Origin of the sequence: Nocardia otitidiscaviarum, from assembly GCF_007362295.1 — a bacterium.
Lineage (GTDB): Bacteria > Actinomycetota > Actinomycetes > Mycobacteriales > Mycobacteriaceae > Nocardia > Nocardia otitidiscaviarum.
The window spans coordinates 5,264,014-5,284,143 of the sequence record NZ_CP041695.1 but is presented as its reverse complement, the minus strand read 5'-3'; the positions used below and the strand labels follow the sequence as shown (position 1 = coordinate 5,284,143).

General features: G+C 69.3%; 20 protein-coding genes. 14 read left to right on the top strand and 6 right to left on the bottom strand.

The window, feature by feature from the left end; translation table 11 throughout:
• Nucleotides 1–22 precede the first annotated feature (22 nt).
• The 3 genes from FOH10_RS23660 to FOH10_RS23650 are packed head-to-tail and all read right to left on the bottom strand — an operon-like array spanning nucleotide 23 to nucleotide 2,614.
• Entirely contained in the window at nucleotides 23–1,009 is a 987-nt protein-coding gene (locus tag FOH10_RS23660; RefSeq protein ID WP_143982378.1) for an ABC transporter ATP-binding protein, read from the bottom strand.
• A complete protein-coding gene (locus FOH10_RS23655) occupies nucleotides 1,006–1,818 on the bottom strand; it encodes an ABC transporter permease (protein WP_143982377.1) in 813 nt (270 codons plus the stop codon). Before FOH10_RS23655 ends, FOH10_RS23660 begins: the two co-directional genes overlap by 4 nt.
• Nucleotides 1,811–2,614, bottom strand: a complete 804-nt coding sequence (locus FOH10_RS23650) for an ABC transporter permease (protein WP_244961347.1) — start codon at nucleotides 2,612–2,614, stop codon at nucleotides 1,811–1,813. Before FOH10_RS23650 ends, FOH10_RS23655 begins: the two co-directional genes overlap by 8 nt.
• 146 nt (nucleotides 2,615–2,760) lie before the next feature.
• Here FOH10_RS23650 and ectB point away from each other — a divergent pair, with 146 nt between their 5' ends.
• From ectB to FOH10_RS23630, 5 genes are all read left to right on the top strand, one after another.
• Nucleotides 2,761–4,023, top strand: coding sequence for a diaminobutyrate--2-oxoglutarate transaminase (gene ectB / locus FOH10_RS23645; protein WP_143982376.1), 1,263 nt, complete (start codon nucleotides 2,761–2,763; stop codon nucleotides 4,021–4,023).
• Between the two features lie 227 nt (nucleotides 4,024–4,250).
• Entirely contained in the window at nucleotides 4,251–5,159 is a 909-nt protein-coding gene (locus FOH10_RS23640) for an ATP-binding cassette domain-containing protein (protein WP_143982375.1), read from the top strand.
• Nucleotides 5,160–5,178: 19 nt separating this feature from the next.
• Nucleotides 5,179–5,880: an ABC transporter permease gene (locus FOH10_RS34940; protein ID WP_186000571.1), complete on the top strand. Its 702-nt coding sequence runs from the start codon at nucleotides 5,179–5,181 to the stop codon at nucleotides 5,878–5,880.
• Between the two features lie 28 nt (nucleotides 5,881–5,908).
• Nucleotides 5,909–7,066 carry a sensor histidine kinase gene (locus tag FOH10_RS23635; RefSeq protein ID WP_186000570.1) on the top strand — a complete coding sequence of 386 codons (1,158 nt, stop codon included), beginning with the start codon at nucleotides 5,909–5,911 and terminating at the stop codon, nucleotides 7,064–7,066.
• 19 nt (nucleotides 7,067–7,085) lie between these two features.
• Nucleotides 7,086–7,724, top strand: coding sequence for a response regulator transcription factor (locus FOH10_RS23630; RefSeq protein WP_244962114.1), 639 nt, complete (start codon nucleotides 7,086–7,088; stop codon nucleotides 7,722–7,724).
• 27 nt (nucleotides 7,725–7,751) lie between these two features.
• On the opposite strand, the gene FOH10_RS23625 is transcribed toward FOH10_RS23630, so the two are convergent.
• Nucleotides 7,752–8,999: an oxygenase MpaB family protein gene (locus tag FOH10_RS23625; RefSeq protein WP_143982372.1), complete on the bottom strand. Its 1,248-nt coding sequence runs from the start codon at nucleotides 8,997–8,999 to the stop codon at nucleotides 7,752–7,754.
• A gap of 62 nt (nucleotides 9,000–9,061) precedes the next feature.
• Between FOH10_RS23625 and FOH10_RS23620 the strand changes: the two genes are divergently transcribed.
• Together FOH10_RS23620 and FOH10_RS23615 are read left to right on the top strand one after the other, a co-directional pair.
• Nucleotides 9,062–9,673 carry a TetR/AcrR family transcriptional regulator gene (locus tag FOH10_RS23620; protein WP_143982371.1) on the top strand — a complete coding sequence of 204 codons (612 nt, stop codon included), beginning with the start codon at nucleotides 9,062–9,064 and terminating at the stop codon, nucleotides 9,671–9,673.
• A 70-nt stretch (nucleotides 9,674–9,743) separates the two neighbouring features.
• Nucleotides 9,744–11,168 carry a DUF1254 domain-containing protein gene (locus FOH10_RS23615; RefSeq protein WP_143982370.1) on the top strand — a complete coding sequence of 475 codons (1,425 nt, stop codon included), beginning with the start codon at nucleotides 9,744–9,746 and terminating at the stop codon, nucleotides 11,166–11,168.
• Nucleotides 11,169–11,172: 4 nt separating this feature from the next.
• Here FOH10_RS23615 and FOH10_RS23610 read toward each other — a convergent pair whose 3' ends face one another.
• Nucleotides 11,173–11,514 (bottom strand): hypothetical protein, encoded by a 342-nt coding sequence (locus FOH10_RS23610; RefSeq protein WP_029926885.1) that lies wholly within the window; start codon nucleotides 11,512–11,514, stop codon nucleotides 11,173–11,175.
• Between the two features lie 131 nt (nucleotides 11,515–11,645).
• Here FOH10_RS23610 and FOH10_RS23605 point away from each other — a divergent pair, with 131 nt between their 5' ends.
• From FOH10_RS23605 to FOH10_RS23590, 4 genes are all read left to right on the top strand, one after another.
• Complete coding sequence (locus FOH10_RS23605; RefSeq protein ID WP_186000569.1) at nucleotides 11,646–12,326, top strand: TetR/AcrR family transcriptional regulator; 681 nt, start codon at nucleotides 11,646–11,648, stop codon at nucleotides 12,324–12,326.
• A gap of 85 nt (nucleotides 12,327–12,411) precedes the next feature.
• Entirely contained in the window at nucleotides 12,412–14,184 is a 1,773-nt protein-coding gene (locus FOH10_RS23600; RefSeq protein ID WP_143982368.1) for an ABC transporter ATP-binding protein, read from the top strand.
• Nucleotides 14,181–15,941, top strand: coding sequence for an ABC transporter ATP-binding protein (locus tag FOH10_RS23595; protein WP_221937860.1), 1,761 nt, complete (start codon nucleotides 14,181–14,183; stop codon nucleotides 15,939–15,941). Before FOH10_RS23600 ends, FOH10_RS23595 begins: the two co-directional genes overlap by 4 nt.
• Nucleotides 15,942–16,011: 70 nt before the next feature.
• Complete coding sequence (locus tag FOH10_RS23590; RefSeq protein ID WP_143982367.1) at nucleotides 16,012–16,434, top strand: Hsp20/alpha crystallin family protein; 423 nt, start codon at nucleotides 16,012–16,014, stop codon at nucleotides 16,432–16,434.
• Nucleotides 16,435–16,812: 378 nt separating this feature from the next.
• On the opposite strand, the gene FOH10_RS23585 is transcribed toward FOH10_RS23590, so the two are convergent.
• Nucleotides 16,813–17,262, bottom strand: coding sequence for a DUF6069 family protein (locus FOH10_RS23585; RefSeq protein WP_143982366.1), 450 nt, complete (start codon nucleotides 17,260–17,262; stop codon nucleotides 16,813–16,815).
• A 155-nt stretch (nucleotides 17,263–17,417) separates the two neighbouring features.
• Between FOH10_RS23585 and FOH10_RS23580 the strand changes: the two genes are divergently transcribed.
• From FOH10_RS23580 to FOH10_RS23570, 3 genes are all read left to right on the top strand, one after another.
• Nucleotides 17,418–17,963 carry a YaeQ family protein gene (locus tag FOH10_RS23580; RefSeq protein WP_039811040.1) on the top strand — a complete coding sequence of 182 codons (546 nt, stop codon included), beginning with the start codon at nucleotides 17,418–17,420 and terminating at the stop codon, nucleotides 17,961–17,963.
• 73 nt (nucleotides 17,964–18,036) lie between these two features.
• The gene (locus FOH10_RS23575; RefSeq protein ID WP_143982365.1) at nucleotides 18,037–19,095 is read left to right on the top strand and encodes an ABC transporter substrate-binding protein; all 1,059 of its coding nucleotides are present in this window, start codon (nucleotides 18,037–18,039) and stop codon (nucleotides 19,093–19,095) included.
• Entirely contained in the window at nucleotides 19,092–20,114 is a 1,023-nt protein-coding gene (locus tag FOH10_RS23570) for a FecCD family ABC transporter permease (RefSeq protein WP_143982364.1), read from the top strand. Before FOH10_RS23575 ends, FOH10_RS23570 begins: the two co-directional genes overlap by 4 nt.
• Nucleotides 20,115–20,130 lie beyond the last annotated feature (16 nt).

Below are 20,130 nucleotides of genomic sequence, written 5' to 3'. Positions count from 1 at the left end.
CGCGGACGATGTCGCGGAATTGTTACGAGCCGAGCGGTTTCGCGCTGGATTCGTAGATGCGACGCACCACATCCTCGATATCGGGTTCCTCCAGCGACAGGTCTCGCACCTGGGTGCGGGCCGAGATGGCGGCCAGCAGCTCCGCGGCCGTGGTGCGCTCGGAGTCGAAGGCGAACCGCTGCCGCAGCCCCGCGCCCTCGCTGTCGAGCAGTTTCGCGCCCGGCAGGTCGGTGAGTTCGGCGGCGGGCTCGACCAGGTCCACGGTCAGCACCCGCTGCGCACCGACGGTGGCGGCCAGTCCGGTCAGCGAGCCGTCGTAGACGAGACGGCCGCGGTCGACCACCAGGACGCGCTCGCACAGTCGCTCGATATCGCCCATATCGTGGGTGGTGAGCAGCAGCGTGGTGCCGCGCCGGGTGCGTTCGTAGCGCAGGAATTCGCGCAAACGCTGTTTGGACAGCACATCCAGGCCGATGGTCGGCTCGTCGAGAATGACCAGCTCGGGCGAATGCAGCAGGGCCGCGGCGACTTCCGCGCGCATGCGCTGCCCGAGGGAGAGCTGCCGTACCGGAGTGTCCAGGGTCTCGGCCATCTCCAGCTGCTCCACGAGTTCGTCCAAGCGTCGCCGCGCCGCCGACTCGGGCAGCCGGTGGATGGCCGCGAGAATCGAGAAGGATTCGCGCAGCGGCAGATCCCACCACAGCTGGGAGCGCTGTCCGAACACCACCCCGATTCGAGCGGCCAGTTCCCGCCGCTGCCGGACCGGATCGAGCCCGCAGGTGCGCACCGTCCCGGACGAGGGCACCAGAATGCCGGTGATCATCTTGATGGTGGTCGACTTCCCGGCCCCGTTCGCGCCGATATAGCCGACCGCGGCGCCCGGTTCGACGCGAAAGCTCATGGCGTCCACCGCCGTCAGCTCCTCGCGTCGTCGCCGCCAGCGCCCCTCGCGGCGGCGCAGGACGAAAGTCCTGGTCAGTTCCTCGATATCGATGATCTGTCCGGTCATCCGCCGCCTCCCTGGTAGTGCCTGGTCCCCAGCCGCCACAGTCCCAGCGCCGCCGCCCACACCCAGATCGCCGCCAGCGGCGCGCCCCAGGCCAGCCAGGACGGCAGCATGGCCGGGCCGGGGAGGTCCAGCAGTGCGATGGTCGGCAGATAGGAGGTGAAGGCCACGGGCACCAGGAATCCGAAGATGAGTTTCATCGGTGTGGGGAACACCGAGGTCGGTTGCATCGAGGCGTAGGAGCCGCCGTAGGTGAAGGAGTTGGTGAGCTCCGCGCCGTCGATCAGATAGAACTGGAGCCCCGCCGCGCAGACGAACAAACCCGCGAAGATCGCGATCCCGGACAGCAGGGTCAGTGCGAACAAGGCGAGATGCGCTGGGGTCCAGTCGATGTCGTTGTGGGCGATGCCGAGGCCGAGGATCGTCACCGCCACCGCGAGCCGCGCGATGCGGCGCAGTGCGATATCGCTGGTGGACAATTGCAGCAGCAGCGGCTGCGGGCGCAGATAGAAGGCGTCCAGCTGTCCCATGCGGATGTAGTTCGGCAGCGTGTCGAGATGTCCCACCAGCATGTCCGCCACCGTGAAGGCGGTATTGCTCAGGCCGAACAGCAGCAGCATGGCGGTGAGGTCGAGCCCGCCGAGCCGCGGCACATTGGCGAAGATCACGTACATCTCCGCGAATTCGACGAGGCCGATGAGGAGCGCGCTGCACAGGTCCAGTCCGAACGACAGCGGGTAGGCGCGTTGCGCGCGCAGCCGGGATGCGAGCACGGCCCGATAGGGGGCCAGCCGCGAGGGCGCCTCACCCACCCTGCACCTCCAGCTTGCGCTGTCCGGCGCGCAGCACCAGCTGCCCGGCGGCCAGCAGCGCGAACAGCCAGCAGAGCTGCGCCCCGACCAGTCCCACCGCGTGCCAGCCGACGGTGCGCCCGGAGAGCACGTCGATGGGCCATTGCAGCATGGACGGGAACGGCGTGCAGTAGGCCAGGATGCGCAGCCATTCCGGGAACAGGTGCACCGGTGCGAAGAGTCCGGCCAGGAAGGTGCCGAGGATCATGTGCAGCGTCCGCAGTCCGCGCGTCTCGACCACCCAGAACCCGGCCAGGCACACGGTGAACAGCGACAGGAACGATACGGCGATGGCCAGGACCAGGCTGATCGCGCCGAGCAGATAGGGCCCCGGCGTGGCGGGCACGGCGAGTCCGAAGGTGATCGCGCCGATGAGCACGCTGGGCAGACCGCGCGGCAGCAGGGTGTAGACGGCGCGTCCACAGTATTCAGCCAGGTGCGCCAGTTGGATGTCGATGGGTCGCAGGAAGTCGATGGCCACATCGCCGGACTTGATGCGCTCCACGATATTCGGCACCCCCCAGAATGCGATGGCGCCCAGCAGTCCCTGTGACAGCCAGGTGTAGGCGCCGATGGTGCCCTGGTCGTAGCCGCCGAATTCACTGCCGCTGTCCACGGCGGTCATCAGCACGGCGGCGCGGACGAAGCCGAAGACCACGTTGGTGATCAGGCCCGCGACCATGGCCGATCGGTAATAGGACTGTCGGCGGAATCCCGCCCGGACCAGCTGCCAGTAGATCCCTACGTCAGCACGCACAAGATGTCGACAGTATGGTGACCGCGCCGCCGACGCAAAGGATTTATTCTGGCCACCCCACCGGGATTCGGCGAAAACGGTCCGGTCCGCCACCTCGCAGTGATAGAAACAGTCACGTTTCACTTTGCCGCACTGCGAGGACGCCCATGACCACCGCCGAGACGACCGTGTTCGAGACGCTCGAATCAAATGTGCGCGGCTACTGCCGGTGCTGGCCGACGGTCTTCGCGACCGCCCGGGGCGCCTGGCTGACCGATGAGAGCGGCAAGGACTACCTCGACTTCTTCGCCGGGGCGGGCGCGCTCAACTACGGGCACAACAATCCGATCCTGAAGCAGGCGCTCATCGACTACCTGCTCGCGGACGGGGTCACGCACAGCCTCGACATGTCCACCGCGGTCAAGCGGGGACTGCTGGAAACCCTGCGCGAGGTGGTCCTCGACCCGCGCGAGTTGGACTACAAGGTGCAGTTCCCGGGCCCGACCGGAGCCAATGCGGTGGAGGCGGCGCTCAAACTGGCCCGCAAGGTCACCGGCCGCGGCACCGTCCTGAACTTCACCAATGCCTTCCACGGCATGACCCTGGGCGCGCTCGCGGTGACCGGCAATGCCGCCAAGCGAGCGGGCGCGGGCGTGCCGCTGGTGCACGCCACCCCCATGCCCTACGACGGCTACCTCGGTGCGGCAGACGATTTCGCCTGGATGCGCCGGGCGCTCGACGACTCCTCCTCGGGCCTGGACCGCCCCGCCGCGGTCATCGTGGAAACCGTGCAGGGGGAGGGCGGGGTGAACGTGGCGCGCGCCGAATGGCTGCGGCAGTTGGCCGACCTGTGCTCCGATCGCGGCATCCTGCTCATCGTCGACGATGTGCAGATGGGTTGCGGGCGCACCGGCCCGTTCTTCTCCTTCGAGGTCGCGGGTATCACCCCCGATATCGTGACGCTCTCGAAATCCATTGGCGGATACGGACTTCCCATGGCGCTGGTGCTCATGAAACGAGAGCTCGACCAGTGGACGCCGGGCGAGCACAACGGCACCTTCCGCGGTAACAACGCCGCCTTCGTGACGGGAGCCGCGGCGCTGCGGCACTACTGGTCCGACGGCACGCTGGAAGCCGCGACCCTGGCCAAGGGGGAGCGGGTGCGCACCGGGCTCACCGCCCTGGCCGCGCATTTCGACGGCGTGTCCACGCGCGGCCGCGGCCTCGTGCACGGGCTGGTCTTCGCGGAAGCCTCCGAGGCCGCCAAGGTCAGCCAGATCGCCTTCGAGATGGGATTGCTGGTGGAGACTTCCGGATCCGAGGACGAAGTGGTGAAATTGCTGCCACCGCTGACGATTACGGACGAGGAGCTCGACCACGGCCTGGACCTGCTGGGCCGGGCGCTGGACACCGTGCGCCACGCCCACTGACCCGCGCCACCCGGCGCGTAGACGTCGGCCCACCGCCCACACCGGTGTGTCGACAGGGGGCCGGGCTCCCAGCTGCGGAGGGAGCCCGGCTTCACCCTGTGCCGAGCCGATCGGATCGACGGGATAACCCGAAAGTAGTACCGATCCGTGGGCAATCGGCAGATGCTCGAACGCGTCGCACAGCGGATCGTCGACTCCATCGGCAACATCACGATGGAGGACACGAGATGATCGAGGCCCGCGGACTGGGCAAGCGCTACGGAGAGATGGTCGCGGTCGACGACCTCTCCTTCGATGTGCGACCCGGGGTGGTGACCGGCTTCCTGGGCCCGAACGGCGCGGGCAAGTCCACGACCATGCGGCTCATGCTGGGACTCGACCGCGGCAGTGGCCGGACCACCTTCGACGGGTACGCCTATCCGGAGTTGCGGGACCCGGTGCGCTCGGTCGGCGTCCTGCTCGACGCCGGCGCGGTGCATCCTGCCCGACGCGCCCGGGCGCATCTGCGCATGGTCGCGCGGGGCGCGGGACTGTCCGGCCGCCGTGTGGACGAGGTGCTGGATCTGGTCGGCCTGACGGCGGCGGCCGACCGCCGGGCGGGTGGCTTCAGCCTGGGCATGCGGCAGCGACTCGGCCTCGCGGTCGCTCTGCTCGGCGATCCCGGCACCCTGATTCTGGACGAGCCCGCCAATGGCTTGGACCCCGACGGCGGGCGCTGGCTGCGGGAGTTGCTGCGGCGGCTCGCGGCGGAGGGACGCACCATTCTGGTGTCCTCACATCTGCTCAACGAGATGACGCTGCTGGCGGACGAACTCGTCGTCATCGGTGCGGGCACGCTCATCGCCGCCGAACCACTGCCCGCATTCGTGGAACGGCATTGCGCGCCGCGAGTGGTAGCGCACACCGACCGGCCGCGCGAACTCGCCGAGGCGCTGGCCACGGCCGGCTACTCCGGCGTGCGCATTGGACCGGAAGGCGCGGTCATTGTCGACGGACAGGACCGACAGGGCATCGCCGCCCTCGCGCTCCGGGCCGGGGTGCTGCTCACCGGACTCTCACAGGAGCAGTCGAGTCTGGAGCAGGCGTACTTCCAGGCCACCTCGGCCACCGCCCGATTCCGCGGCCGCGCCGCCTGATGCCGAAGGAACTACGCTGATGATCAATGCGATTCGCTACGAACTGACCCGGCTGGCCACCGTCCGGTCCACCTGGGTGCTGCTGTGCACCGGCCTCGGACTACAGGCCGCCGTCGCCTACGTCTATGCGAGCAAGACGGATCTGACCGCCCGCGAGCAGTTCGTGTATTCCTTCACCGGGTTGTCGCTGACGCTGGTGACGCTGTGCATCACCGCCGTCGCGGTCAATGCTCTCGGCCACGAGTTCCGCTACGGCACTGTCGCGACCACCGTGCTCGTGCTGCGTGATCGCGGGCGTGTCCTGGCGGCGAAGGCGCTCACCGCGGCGGGGGTGGCGGCGTGCGCCAGCCTCGCGCTGGTCGGGGTGACCCTGCTGGTGCAGCTCCTGGTGTCCGCAGTGCCATCCGAAGCCTGGCGCGTCGCCCAGGTCACGGGAGCGGTCGCGGTATATGCGGTGCTGGCCGCGCTGGCGGGTCTCGGCCTCGTGGCGGTGACCGGCAATGCCACCCTGTCCATGGTCGCAGTCCTCGCCGTTCCGTCCGTCGTCGAGATCGCGGGCATGCTGGCGGGCATCGATCCGAGTCTGCTGCCGTTCCACGCGGCCGCCCAGTTGGTCACCCCGTCCGAAGGGAATCCGGTACTCATGGTGCTGCCGCTACTGTTGCTCGCTACCGGTTTGCTGGGTGTCGGCGCGGCGTTGTTCGCGCGCCGTGACCTGTGAATTACACCGCGTGTCTAAGATCGCCGGCGTGAGTCGGTCCCATCGGATACGCACCGCGATCCTCGATGCGCTGCTCGCGCTGGGCTTCGGCTGGCTCGCCCTGCATGACGTTCGGACCTCGGCCATCGGGCTGGCCCCGGCCGCGGTCGGCCCCGCGTTCGCGGTGCTGGCCGGCCTCGCGCTGATGGTGCGGCGACGGTTCCCGATTCCGGTGCTCGCCATCACCGCCTTGGCAGAGATCGCGGCAGGTGCGTCCGCGCCCATGGTGCTCGGCGTCTACACGGTGGCGAACCGATTCGGCAATCGTGCCGTGACGTGGTGGTGCGGGGCGGGTGCGCTGGTCGTCGCCGTCGTGCCCTGGGGGCCGCCACCGGACTCCACCGCGCTGCTGCGGGCCCCGGTCGTCGCCGTGCTCCTGGCGTTCCCTTTCCTGTTGGGGCTGTGGGTGAATCAGCGCCGGGAGCTGGTCACGGGACTGCGGGAGCGGGCCGAACAGGCCGAGCGCGAACGCGACCTGCGCGCCGCCGCGGCGGTCGAGGCCGAACGCATCCGGATCGCTCGGGAACTCCACGACATCGTGGCGCACCGGATCTCGCAGATCACAGTGCAGGCGGGCGCGCTCGAGGTGTCCACCGACGGGCGCCCCGCCGAGATCGCCGCGACCATTCGTGCCACCGGTGTGCGGGCGCTGGACGAGATGCGGGAGATGCTCGGCGTCCTGCGCAGCGACACCGGCTCCGTGGCCGATCCGGATGGGCCGAGTGCCGATCGAGCGCCCGTGCGCCCGGCTCCAGACCTCGCGGCCGTGACGGAACTGCTCGACGCGGCGGTCGCGGCGGGGCATCGGGTACGGCTGCGGGTACCGGACCCGCTGCCCGAGGTGCCCGGCCCGGTGGGCCGTGCTGTGCACCGCCTGGTCCAGGAGGCGCTCACGAACGCCGCCAAACACGCCGCCGGCGCCGAGGTCCGGGTGACGATCGGCTGGCGGGCGGGCGTCTTGGACGTCGACGTCCGCAATGGTCCCGGCCGGGTCGGTGCGCTGGCCGCGCACGGCTCCGGCTTCGGGCTGGTCGGAATGCGCGAGCGGGTCGAATTAGCGGGCGGCACACTGCGCTGCACCGCGATGCCCTCCGGCGGCTTCGTGGTGTACGCGCGGTTCCCGGTGTCCCAGGTGGGCGAGCGGTGAAGGAGGCGGTTTGATTCGGGTGGTCCTGCTGGACGACGAAGAGCTGGTGCGGTCGGGCATCGCCATGATCCTCGAGGCCGGCGGCGGTATCGAGGTAGTGGCGCAGGGTGAGGACGGTCGCGACATCGTGGAGCTGGTGCACCGGCACCGCCCCGACGTGGTGGTGACCGATATCCGCATGCCGCGGGTGGACGGTCTGGAGGTGACGCGCCGGGTCCGCGCGCTGTCCGATCCGCCCGCGGTGGTGGTGCTGACCACCTTCGGGCTGGACGAATACGTCCATGCCGCACTGGAAGCCGGTGCAGCCGGATTCCTGCTGAAGGACACGCCGCCGCGCGAGCTGGCGCGCGGTATCGAGGTGGTGGCGCAGGGCGATGCCGTGCTCGCCCCCGCCGTCACCAAACGCATGCTCGAAACCTTCTCGCGAGGAACCGGATCCCAGCGGCGGGAGGCGCTGACTCGGCTCGACCTGCTCACCGACCGGGAACGTGAGGTGGCGCTGGCGGTCGCCACCGGCGCGGGCAACGCCGAGATCGCACGCACGCTCCACATGAGCGAATCCACTGTCAAGGTGCACCTCAGCCGCGTGATCGCCAAGCTGGACATGGAGAACCGCACCCAGGTGGCGATCCTCGTACACCGCGCCGGTCTGGCGTGAGGCCCGGGCTCGACGCCCACGATCCGCTCAGCGCCGGAATTCCTCGACCGGCTGGAATTCCGCCGCGCGGTCCCCGACCTCGTTGCGGTACCACTGCTCCCGCCGGTGGCGCTGCACGCGGTCGGCGACGGCGTCCAGTCCGGGGATGGTGCGCCGCAGGGTTTCCGCGCCGAAGATGAGTGGGGCCTGGACGATGGGGTGCAGCACCCAGGGGAAGCGGCGCGGCATGGTGTGGCGCGCGTAGGTGGACGGCAGCAGCCAGACGCCCGTGTAGCCGATCTGCATCCGGTAGTTGATCTCGTCGCGCAGTCGTTTGCGCCACGGCGTCCCGGGTTTCGGTTCGAAGGCGGGCAGATACGACTCCACCAGCTCGGCGCCGTCCGTGCCCGCGGTGTGGGCGCGCTTGACGAAGGCCGCGAACATGAGCCGCACCGATTCCCGGAAGTCCCGCGGGTACCACTGCGGCTGCACACCCAGCAGATGTCCCACGTATCGCCAGAAGTGCAGTGTCGCTTCGATTTCGCGCACCGTGGTCTGGTGTCCGATGCTCCACAGCGCCAGACCGGGCACCACGCTGCCGCCCATCAGGGTGAGCGTCGCGTCGCCCACGCTGATCGGCACGCCCCAGGCGTCGTAGTCCCATTCCGGTCGGGCCATGAGCTTGCGGCGGATGAATACGTGCATGATCCGGACCCGCATGGCGGTCTGCCGTCCCCGAGCGCCGGGGTCGAGTCCGCCGGGTTCGGATACGTCGATCCAGAAGCGCACGGTCTCGAGCTGTCGTTTGTGCGCCCGGTCGCCCGCGTAGCCGCCGGTGTAGGACAGCGGTTTGGCGATGGAGCTCTCCGAATACATTTCCAGGGTGCTGGTGGTGGCGAAGCTGAATACCGAAGTGCCCCACCGTCGGAACACCTGCGCGCCCTGGGCGACCAGTTCCGGGTCCAGCCAGTCCGGCGGCGTCTCGAACTCCTCGAACAGCCGGATGAGGGAGGGTGGTGCGTCGGGCACCGAATCCACGCCGTACTCCAGGGCCCGGTCGAGCATGGCTCGGCCCGCCTTCGGGCCGGGCTCCCCCAGGTACACCTCGTCCACGAACGCCTCGGCCACCGGGTCGGCCTGGTAATACGCCTCCCCGAAGGCGCGCACCAGGTCCTCCGAGGGTTGCGGGTCGAATCGGAAGACGGTGCGGAACATGCGGCGCGCCTGCTGCACCCGAGGATCGGCGAGCCGGTCCCAGTAGTGGAATTCGGTGGGGATCACATTCTCGCGGGCCATGTCAGCAGCGTAAAGTGAGCTGATGCTCAGGTTCTACTCACTTTTCACGGCGAACCGGTTCCATGGCTGAAACCGGCAACCACCGGCGTAAACGTCCGACGCAGGAGCGGGCCCGGGAGTCCCGCGAGCGCATCGTCGCGACCGCGGCTCGACTTTTCGCCGAACGCGGTATCGCCGACACCTCCACCAATCGGATCGCCGCCGGCGCCAATATGAGCATCGGCACGCTCTACCGCTACTTCACCGACAAACACGAGATCGTGGAGGTGCTGCGGGCCCGGCTGCTCGCGGAACTGGAGGAGCGATTCACCGCGGCCGTACTCGACGGCATGGGCCTGTCCCCACGGGATTCGGTGGCCACCAGCCTGCGCGCCATCGTCGCGGTGCTGGCCGAGCGGGAGCCGCTGGTGCGCGCGCTCACCGCCGACGCGACGGTGGACGGCGCGGGCTTCGGCGGCCTGGAACGCCGCCTGCTGCTGCTCACCCGCGCCTACCTGCTCCAGCAGCTGGGGCCGCTGCCCGATCACGATCTGGACGTCCGTGCCTTCGTCATGGCCAATGCGGGCCTGGCCGCGGCCCTGCGCATCGGCCTGAAACCGCCGCCGGAGCTCGACCGCGACCGGCTCATCGACGAGACCGCGGAGATGATCGGCGGCTGGGTCAGCCGTTCCTGATCCGTTGCACAGGCGCTTCACCCGGATCGGGTGAAGGGGCGAAGGTGCGGCGGGGTAAGAATGGGAGGCCATGAACGGCGAACTCGATCGGTTGTCGACGCGCGTCTCGCGCCGCACCGCCCTCGGGCTGGCCGCCGCGGCCGGTTTCACCCTGGCCGCCTGCGGACGTTCCGACGACGGCGCGGGTGCGACGTCGACCGACGCCGCCGATCTTCGGGGGATCGCCGCCGACGCCTACGTCTTCGGCTACCCGCTGGTGCTCATGGACGCCACCCGCGGCGCGTTCGAGACGATCGTCCCGACGAATCGCTTCCTGCACGCCGACAGCCTGCCCACCCCGGCCCGTCGCGATCTGGTGCGCGTCAATATCGACACGCTGTACTCCATCTCCTGGCTGGATCTGGCCGTGGAGCCGATCGTGCTGCGGGTGCCCGCGGTGGAATCGGGCCGGTTCTGGGTGATGCAGTTCCTGGACGCCTGGACCAATACCGTGCACAGTCCGGGCAGCGTCCGGCCGCGGGTGGGACCCGACACGCCCGGACCGCCCTATACGTACGTGGTCACCGGACCGGGGTGGGCGGGAGAGGTGCCCGACGACGCCGTACGCCTGGAGATGCCGACACCCATGGTGTGGCTGATCGGCCGCATCCAGGTCGACGGCGTCGAGGATGTGCCCGCGGTGCGGGCCCGGCAACGCGAGTTGGCGCTGGTGCCACTCGGTGACTGGCTGGCCGGGCGGCCCGCCCCCGAGGGAACGGTCAAACCCGTCGAGACCACGACCCCGCCCGCCTTCCGGGTCGGCAGCATGGATGCGAACAGCTTCTTCACCCGTCTGTGCGCGCTCATGGCCGTGAATCCGCCCGCGCCGGCGGACGCACCCGCCCTGGCGCGTTTCGCGCGGATCGGCATCCGGCCCGGGGGAGCGGTCACCGGGATCTCCGCCGCCGACCTCGCCGCGGGGGTGGCCATCGCCCGGCGGCAGCTCCCGACCTACACCGATCCGGACACCACGGTCGCCAACGGCTGGGAGTACTCCACCGAACTCGGCGACTACGGCACCGACTATCGGTTGCGCGCCCGGGTCGCCCAGCAGGGGCTGGGCGCGAATCTGCCCGAGCATGCGATCTATCCGAATCTGGACGGGCTGGCCGACACCGACGGCACGCCCAACCGCTACCGGCTGCGCTTCCCGCCGGACCAGATCCCGCCCGTGGACGCCTTCTGGTCGATCACCGCCTACGACGGCGACGGCTTCCTGATCCCGCATCCCTCGGGCGTGCACTCGGTCGGCCACCATATTCCGCCGGTCCCGAATCCGGACGGGTCGCTGGAGATCGCGGTGCAGTACGAGCATCCCGGATCCGATGTCCCGCCGGGCAATTGGCTGCCCATTCCGGACGCGGGACCGTTCTCGCTGACCATGCGCCTGTACGCACCGCAACCGAGTGTGCTGCGCGGCGAGTGGCGGCCGCCCGCCCTGCAGCCCGCGCCGTGACCGGTCAGTTGGTCTGGATACCCGTGGCGATCTTCACCACGACCTGATCCGGCGTGACCTCCTGTACGGAGACGTTCATGCCGTCCGCGGGCTGCGTCTCCCCGGCCGGCACCGACACCTCCTGCCCGGCCACCTTCAACGTCACCAGATTGCCGTTCACGGCAACGAGTTCCGCCTCCACCCCCAGCACGCTGGCCTTGGCGTTCACACCCCGGTCGAAGGTGATGGTGCATCCGCTGACCTGGCACTCGGTCTTGGATCCGGGGCCCTCCGAGGTGCAGGCGGCCACGCCGAGCGGGGTCAAGACGGCACAGGCGGACAGGGCGATCAGACGTCGAATGCGCACGCGGTCAGTGTAGAGCGAAACCTCACCTCCCTGGGGCGGGAGCCGCCACCCGTGTGGCCCGGAATCCTCCACCGGGGCGATAGGGTTGCCCGGAGTTGACCGCCCGCCGAGCCGTCGTGGAGGAGTGCGCCGTGCCCAAGGGATCCCGCCGGGCGTACCGCACCGGCCTGTCGCGCGCGGTGATCGTCGATGCCGCACTGGCATTGACGGCCGAGCGCGGGCTGGACGGCTGGAGTATGCGGGAGCTGACCGGTCGGTTGGACACCTCGCTGTCGGTGATCTACCACCATGTCGGCGACCGGGGCAAGGTGTGCGCCGCGGTGGTGGATCGCGTGTACGCGGACATGGGCTTGACCTTCGACGAAACCGATTGGCGCGCAGGGCTGTACGCGGAGCTGTCGGCCATGGTCGACCAGCTGTCGCGGTATCCGGGGGTGGCCGCCTGGCTGCTGCGCAACGGTCCGCAGACCGAAGGGTTGCTGCCCATGGTCGATGCGGGGCTGACCCGCATGATCGAGGCGGGTTGGGGCGAGGAGGCGGCCCCGGCGTACACCGTCGCCTTCAACACCTGCCTCGGGTTGATCTCCATCGGTGACCAACGCGAGGACGAGGGGTTCGGCCTCGCTGGGCTGGAGCGGTTGCTCGCCGCGCATCCGTCGGCCGGGGTCGAGCGGATGCGGCGCATGGTGGCGGGGTTCGTCACGGCTCCCGAGGGCGTGGCGGCGGCGCGGCGGGAGTACTGCCGCTACGCGCTGGATCGCGTGCTGGACGGGTTGGAAGCGCGCCTGCGGCAGATCATCGAGGCTGGTTAGCCACCCTTTGCCGGTGACCGCTTGTCATTGCCGGGTTGCTCGGTACACTCCGAATTAGAACAGTGATCTAATTTATGGAGGGGTCATGACTACCGCGGTGCTGGAACCGGTGACGTCCGAGGAGACCCCGCCACCGCGCGAGCGCGGCGGCCTGGCGGTCGTGCTGGGGCCGGTGCGGCACCGGCTCACCGGGGCCGCCGCCCTGCAACTGGTGGGCACCCTCGCCGGACTCGCGCCCTATATCGCCGTGGTCGAGATCGCGCGCGAACTGCTCGCCGGTACGGCGGTGGACCGTGCCGCGGTGTGGGGGTGGGTGGCCGTGGCGGTCGCCGGTTTCGTGATCCGAACCCTCTGTGCGGCAGCGGCTTACACCATCAGCCATATCGCCGATGCCGATGTGGGGCTGGAGATCCGTCGCCGGATGGCCGCGCGGTTGAGCCGAGTTCCGCTGGGCTGGTTCACCGCTCGCAGTTCCGGTCGGGTGAAGCGGGTGCTGTCCGATGATGTGGCGTCGGTGCATCATGTGGTGGCGCATGCGCTCAACGATCTGGTGGCCGGGATCGTGACACCGATCGTGGCGCTGGGCTACCTGTTCGTCCTGGACTGGCGACTGGCGCTGGTCTGCCCGGTGCCGCTGCTGCTCTGGTTCGGCATCCAGCTGTGGATGATGCGTGACGAGAACGCCGCCATGGAACGCTGGACCGCCGAACTCGACCGAGTCAATGCCGCCGTCATCGAATTCGTGGACGGCATCGCGGTGGTGAAGGCGTTCGGGCAAGCCGGACGCGCGCAGGACCGCTATCGGCGCGCCGCCGACGAGATGGCGCGCTCGCTCAGCGCCTGGTCCGGCCCGATGAACCGGATGGAAGCGCTGTCCTCCACACTGATCTCGCCGCCGGTCCTGCTGCTGGCGGCGCTCGGCGGCGGGGTCTGGCTGGACGTCGAACCGGTCGAACTCATCGCCTTCGTCATGCTGGCGGTCGGGCTCGGCGGGCCGGTGCTGGCGCTCGGTTTCGGGGCGCTGGCCCTCCAGATCGCCAAGGACGCCGCCGGACGCATCGCGGATCTGCTCGCCACCGCGGAACTCGGCCACGTCGAGCATCCGCGGTCGCCGCACGGTGCGCGAGTCGAATTCGACCGGGCGCGCTTCTCCTACGACGGCGGCTCCACCGTGCTCGACGGCGTCGACCTGGTGCTGGAGCCCGGCACGGTCACCGCCCTGGTGGGCGCGTCCGGGTCCGGCAAATCGACGCTGGCGCGCCTGCTGCCGCGGTTCTGGGATGTGGATTCCGGTGCCGTGCGGATCGGCGGCGTCGATGTGCGCGAGATCGCCGAGGACACGCTGTACCGGCAGGTGGGCTTCGTTTTTCAGGAAACCTCGTTGTTGCGCACCAGCATTCGCGACAATATCGCCCTCGGACGACCCGACGCCGATCACGCCGACATCGAGGCCGCGGCCCGCGCCGCCCAGATCCACGACCGCGTCGCGGCCCTGCCGCGCGGCTACGACAGCGTCATCGGTGTGGACGCGCACCTGTCCGGCGGTGAGGCGCAGCGGATCTCCATCGCCCGCGCACTGCTGGCCGACACCCCGGTGCTGGTGCTCGACGAGGCGACCGCCTTCGCCGACCCGGAATCGGAGGCAGCGGTGCAGGACGCCCTGTCGCGCTTGGTTTCCGGTCGCACACTACTGGTGATCGCGCACCGGCTGCACACCATTCGCGGCGCCGATCGCATTGTCGTGCTCTCGCACGGCCGCGTGGTCGAAGCGGGCCGCCACCGCGAACTGCTCGCCGCCGACGGCGCGTACGTGCGCATGTGGCACACCCAGACCCGCGATCGGGAGGAATCACTGTGATCCGCAAGCTTTTCCGCATCGTCGACCCGGGCGACCGGCCGCGGTTCACGCGGTGGCTCGGCCTGATCGTCACCTTCTCGGTACTTCAGGGACTCTGTGTCCTGCTGGTGGTTCCGGTGCTGCGCGCGATGCTCGACGGCGACCGGAACACCGCACTGCCCTGGCTCGCGGCCTTGGGCGTGACCACCGCCGCCACCTGCGTGGTCTTCTACGCGCAGGCCCGGCAGGGGCAGCGGGTCGCCGACGCGCTGCTGTTCGGCATGCACCACCGCATCGGCGACCATCTGGCGCGACTTCCATTGGGCTGGTTCGGAACCGACCGTATCGGCCGCCTGACGCATTCCCTCTCCCAGGGGACGACCAATATCGTCAGCGTTCCCGCGCACCTCATGCAGCCGGTGATCGCCGCCGCGGTGACGCCCGCCGTGGTGGCCGTGGGCATGGTGGTGTTCGACTGGCGGCTCGCGGTCGCGCTGGTCGTCGCGGGCATGATCCTGCTGTTCACCCACGAGCGGGCGCAGACCGCGATGGCGCGCAGTTTCGGCGATATCGACCACGCGGCCGTCGAATCGGCCGGGCGGGTGGTGGAATTCGCGCAGAACCAGCCGGTGCTGCGGGCATTCGGGCGCGGGGGAGCGGGCAATCGTCTGCTCGACGACGCGCTCGTGGGGCAGCGGCGGGCCTACGGTGCCCTGAATCGCCGTGCGGTCGGGTCGCTGCTCACCTTCTCGGTCGCGGTGCAGGCCGCGTTCCTCGCGCTCATGAGCGTCGGTGTGGCGCTGGCCCTGGGCGGTTCGCTCGATGCCTCCGAACTCGTCGCCCTGCTCGTCCTCGTAACGCGGTTCACCGGGCCCCTCATCGAGATCGTGGATCACGCCGCGGCGCTGCGCATGGCGGCCGAGGACATCGACCGGCTCGACGAGGTGCTGGCCGTGCCGCCGCTGCCGGAAGGAACGGTGCGGCAACCGGTCTCGCCCGGCACGGTGGAGTTCGACCGGGTCGCCTTCCGCTACGACGACCGCCCGGTGCTGGGGAAGGTGAGCTTCGCCGCCCGCCCCGGCACCCTGACCGCCATCGTCGGCCCCTCGGGCTCCGGCAAGACCACGCTGCTGCGCCTGGCCGCCCGCTTCTGGGATGTGGACGCGGGTGCGGTGCGCATCGGGGGCGTCGATGTGCGTGAGCTGACCACCGAGGCGCTGATGGACCAGGTGGCCATGGTCTTCCAGGACGTCTACCTGTTCGACGACACCATCGAGGCCAATATCCGCCTCGGCCGCCCCGACGCCACCGTCGAAGACATCCACGCGGCCGCCCGTGCCGCCCGCGTGGACGAGATCGTCGAACGCCTGCCCGACGGCTGGCGCACCCGGGTCGGCGAGGGCGGCGTCAGCCTCTCCGGCGGTGAGCGCCAACGGGTTTCGATCGCCCGCGCCCTGATCAAGCAATCCCCGATCGTCCTCCTGGACGAGGCCACCGCCGCCCTGGACCCCGACAACGAGGCCGCCGTCGCCGCCGCTCTGCACACCCTGGCCCGAGACCGCACCGTCCTGGTGGTGGCCCACCGCCTGCACACCATCGCCAGCGCCGACCAGATCCTGGTCCTGGACGAGGGCGGCATCGCCCAGCACGGCACCCACACCGACCTGCTCGCCGTCCCCGGCCGCTACCGCGACTTCTGGCGCGAACGGGAACGGGCACAGGGCTGGCGACTGACGCCACCAGGGGGCTTGCACTCTCCTGTGGGGAGTGCTAAATAATATCTATGTCAGCAGACACAAGTTATCTAATCCACTTCGAATGAGATTGGAGTGAGTTGGAGTGGCGACCATGCTGATGCGAGCGGATCCGTTCCGCGATCTGGACCGGTGGACGCAGCAGGTGTTCGGCACGGCGGCACGTCCGGCGGTGATGCCGATGGACGCCTGGCGTGACGGCGACGAGTTCCTGGTGGAGTTGGATCTGCCCGGCATCGATCCGGACTCCCTGGATCTGGATGTCGAACGCAATGTGGTGACGGTGCGGGCCACCCGCCCGGAACTGGACTCGGACCGTTCGATGATCGCCGCGGAACGTTCCCGCGGCGTGTTCAGCCGACAGTTGTTCCTCGGCGAGAGCCTCGATACCGAGCGGATTCGCGCCGACTACCGAGACGGCGTGCTGCGCTTGGTCATTCCGATCGCGGAACAGGCCAAGTCCCGCAAGATCGAAGTCGCCCGCCCCGAGCGCGAGCGCCAGGCCATCAACGCCTGACTCGAACCCGGCGACGGGCCCCTGAACTCGCGTCGTGCAGACGCCGAGATATCAGTCGCGCAAGGAAGTGAGGTGGTGCCTGTCCATTCGAATCGCTCGACAGCCGTTTCGCGGCCGGCACGCGTTGTCCCGCCTGTCTCCGGCACTCCGCGGACACCTTCGTGATCGGGTGATTCGCTGTGCACGGTCACCGTTGTGGCGCAGCAGGCGACCCGCGTCGGTCGCCGCGACACGGCAGATATCTTCCCTCGCGAACGCTTCGTTCGACTCCTCCGTTACAGGTGGGCCCGGTCGGCATGCTTCCGGGCCCACCCGGCCTGTTCTCACCGATACGCGAATGGCCCGCATCCGTTGGTGGATGCGGGCCGTGTCGCCTGCTCAACGTTCGATCAGCTTGCGCCGCATGCCCTCGGTGGCGATGACCAGGGCGGGCACCAGGGTGAGGTGGGTGATCGACAGGGCGATGGTGGAGGCGGTGTCGAAATCGGCGTCGACGGTGAGCGCGATGGTCGCGACCGCCAGGAGTGAACCGATCACGGCCGCGGTTCGCAGCACGCCCACCCACTTGTAGGACAGCAGTGCGGCGGCGGTGAGGCCCACCAGCATCGGAACGACGGTCAGGATGACGATGCCGCCCGGCGCGACGGATTGCGTCACGCCCTCGTTCGTCATTTCGAAGGAACCGCCCGCGGCGGCACCGATCAACCAGACGACCAGGTTGACCGCGACGGCGGCCGTGATCGAGCCGAGCACGGCGACCGGGCGGCTCAGCGCGGGGACGGTGATGGCGTCGCGGGCGGGGCGGGTGGTGGTGGTCGTGGTCGTCATGATGATCTCCTGAGTCGAAGCTGTGTAGTCCGTGTGAGACCATCCTGAAACCTCAACAATTATTCAGGTCAAGCCGCTTCGGGGTGGAGTGCCGCGGATCACAGCACCGCGTGGCCGGTGGACCCGGACCGGCCCACGACTATGCTTCTGCGCCTATGGCCCTGAGTGCGACGATGTACAACTTCTCCGTCAACCTGGCCGACGTCGATCGCGGCGTCTACCAGGAGGTCGAGCTACGCGTCGCTCGCCACCCATCCGAAACACCCGCGTTCATGCTGACCCGGCTGCTGGCCTACTGCCTCGAATACACCGAGGGCATCGCCTTCAGCGAAGGCGGCGTCTCCTCGACCGACGAACCCGCGGTCCTGGTCCGCGACCTCACCGGCCGCATCACCGCCTGGATCGAAGTCGGCGCACCCGACGCCGAAAGACTGCACCGCGGCAGCAAACTCGCCGACCGCGCCGCCGTCTACACCCACCATCGCGACCCCGCCAAGGTGCTGGCTCAACTCGTCGGCAAGAAGATCCACCGCGCCGAGGACATCCCGGTCTACAGCCTGGATCGAACCTTCGTCGACGCGGCCGCCGCGACGCTGGACCGTCGCAATGCCATGAGTGTCTCCATTACCGAACGCCTGCTGTACTGCGAGATCAACGGCACCACCCTGACCACGCCCGTCGAGGAACTCCGTCTGGTCTAGTGGGACCTCGGATGGTTCATCCGCAAGTCCGGGCGTGGATATCGTCATCGTCGATCTTGATACGGTGCTCGCCATGACATCGACGACGCGCCCGACACGGCTGCTTTCGCTCCTGGGCCTGGTCGGCTGCCTCGTCGCCGGGCTGACCGCCTGCGGTGGCGCGGCCGATACGGCGGAGACCGCCGCCAGCGGCGCCCCGCGGGCACCGGGCCGCACCAGCTATCCGCTGACCATCGAGAACTGCGGTGTGGAGGTGACCTTCGACCAGGCGCCCACCCGGGCGGCCTCGCTGTACCAGGCGTCCACCGAGATCCTGCTGTCGCTGGGCCTCGCCGACCGCATGGTGGGCACGTCGACGTGGTTCGATCCGGTGCTGCCGCAGCTGGCGGCCGACAATGCGACGGTGCCCCGGCTGGCCGACAACGATCCGTCGCTGGAGGCGGTGCTCGCCACCGAACCCGATGTGGTGACCTCGGCGAGCGCGCACACCTTCACTCCCGCCGTGGTGGCGGAGCGGTCGCGGTTCGCGCAGCTCGGCATTCCCACCTATCAGTCGCCGTCGGTGTGCACGGGGGCGACGGTCGAGGGCGAAACCGTCACCCGCACCGAACCGCTCGGCATCGAGACGCTGTTCCAGGAGATCACGGAACTGGCCCGGATCTTCGATGTGCAGGAGCGAGGCGCGCGGCTGGTCGACGAGCTGCGCGGGCGGTTGGCGGCGGCGACGGCGAAGCTGAACGCGACCTCGGAGCCGACGGTCGCCTTCTGGTTCTCCGGAATCAAGACCCCCTACATGGCCGGATGTTGTTCCGCCCCCGGCATGTACGCCCGCGAGGTGGGTGCGCGCAATGTCTTCGCCGACGAGCGCGAGGACTGGCCCGAGATCAGCTGGGAGGCGGTCGTCGCCAGCGATCCCGATGTGCTGGTGCTCGCCGATCTCAGCCGCCAGCGCATCGAGGGAGACGCGCTCACCACGAAAATCGAGTTCCTGGAATCGAATCCGGCGACCAACCGGATGCGGGCGGTACAGGATAAGCGCTATGTCGTCATGACCGGCTCGGAGCTGGATCCGGGAATCCGTGAGATCGACGCCATCGAGAAGTTGGCGAACGGTCTCGCGACAGCGCGTTGACCCGCACCCGCCGCGCGGCGTCGATCTGCCTGGCGTGCGCTGTCCTGCTGTGCCTTTCGATAGCCGTCACGGTATCCATCGGCCCCGCCGACATATCCGTGCGCGATGTGTATTCCATCATCGGACAGCATCTCGGACTGGGGACGTCGTCGGCCGGTCGACTGGCCGACGGCATCGTCTGGCAGTTGCGCTTGCCGCGTGCGGTGCTGGCGGCGATCTGCGGGGCGGGGCTGGCGCTGTGCGGGGCGATTCTGCAATCGCTGCTGCGCAATACGCTCGCCGATCCGTTCGTCCTCGGCGTCTCCTCGGGCGCGTCCACCGGCGCTGTGCTGGTGGCGGTGGTCGGCGTCGGGGCGGGGGCGCTGACGCTGTCGGGTGGGGCGTTCCTGGGCGCGGTGCTGTCGTTCACGCTCATGCTGGCCCTGGCCTACGCCGCGGGCGGCACCCCGGACCGAGTGGTTCTCGCGGGTGTGGCGTGTACGCAACTGTTCTCGGCGCTGACCTCGCTGACCGTGCTGTGGTCGGCCAATGCCGAACAGACGCGCGGCGTGCTGTTCTGGCTGCTCGGTTCGCTGGCCGGCGCGACCTGGTCGGATGTGGTCGTCTGCGCCACCGTCGTCGCCGTCGGCTGCGTGCTCTGCCTGTGGTACGCGCCGACGCTGGACGCCTTCGCCTTCGGCTCCGATGCCGCTGCCACGTTGGGCGTCGCGGTGGGCCGAACCCGGCTGTTGCTGCTGCTGATCACGGCCGTGGTGACGGCGGCGCTGGTGAGCGCGGCCGGTGCGATCGGCTTCGTCGGCCTGGTGCTGCCCCATGCCGCCCGCTTCCTGGTCGGCCCCGGTCACGCCCGGCTGCTGCCGGTCACGGTACTGCTCGGCGCGGTCTTCATGGTCTGGGCGGACACCCTCGCCCGCAGTGCGTTCGGTGCCCGCGAGGTACCGGTCGGAGTGGTCACCGCCCTGCTCGGCGTACCCGCCTTCGCCATCCTGCTCGCCCGGCGTCGCAGGCAGCTCAGCTGACGCCCGCCGCATCGCC

Excerpts from the sequence above, each read along its gene's own strand:
- ectB (WP_143982376.1), top strand. The coding sequence starts at position 2,761 with ATGACCACCGCCGAGACGACCGTGTTCGAGACGCTCGAATCAAATGTG.
- FOH10_RS23590 (WP_143982367.1), top strand. The coding sequence starts at position 16,012 with ATGCTGATGCGAGCGGATCCGTTCCGCGATCTGGACCGGTGGACGCAG.
- FOH10_RS23640 (WP_143982375.1), top strand. The coding sequence starts at position 4,251 with ATGATCGAGGCCCGCGGACTGGGCAAGCGCTACGGAGAGATGGTCGCG.
- FOH10_RS23660 (WP_143982378.1), bottom strand. The coding sequence starts at position 1,009 with ATGACCGGACAGATCATCGATATCGAGGAACTGACCAGGACTTTCGTC.
- FOH10_RS23600 (WP_143982368.1), top strand. The coding sequence starts at position 12,412 with ATGACTACCGCGGTGCTGGAACCGGTGACGTCCGAGGAGACCCCGCCA.
- FOH10_RS23585 (WP_143982366.1), bottom strand. The coding sequence starts at position 17,262 with ATGACGACCACGACCACCACCACCCGCCCCGCCCGCGACGCCATCACC.
- FOH10_RS34940 (WP_186000571.1), top strand. The coding sequence starts at position 5,179 with ATGATCAATGCGATTCGCTACGAACTGACCCGGCTGGCCACCGTCCGG.
- FOH10_RS23625 (WP_143982372.1), bottom strand. The coding sequence starts at position 8,999 with ATGGCCCGCGAGAATGTGATCCCCACCGAATTCCACTACTGGGACCGG.
- FOH10_RS23620 (WP_143982371.1), top strand. The coding sequence starts at position 9,062 with ATGGCTGAAACCGGCAACCACCGGCGTAAACGTCCGACGCAGGAGCGG.
- FOH10_RS23580 (WP_039811040.1), top strand. The coding sequence starts at position 17,418 with ATGGCCCTGAGTGCGACGATGTACAACTTCTCCGTCAACCTGGCCGAC.
- FOH10_RS23575 (WP_143982365.1), top strand. The coding sequence starts at position 18,037 with ATGACATCGACGACGCGCCCGACACGGCTGCTTTCGCTCCTGGGCCTG.
- FOH10_RS23615 (WP_143982370.1), top strand. The coding sequence starts at position 9,744 with ATGAACGGCGAACTCGATCGGTTGTCGACGCGCGTCTCGCGCCGCACC.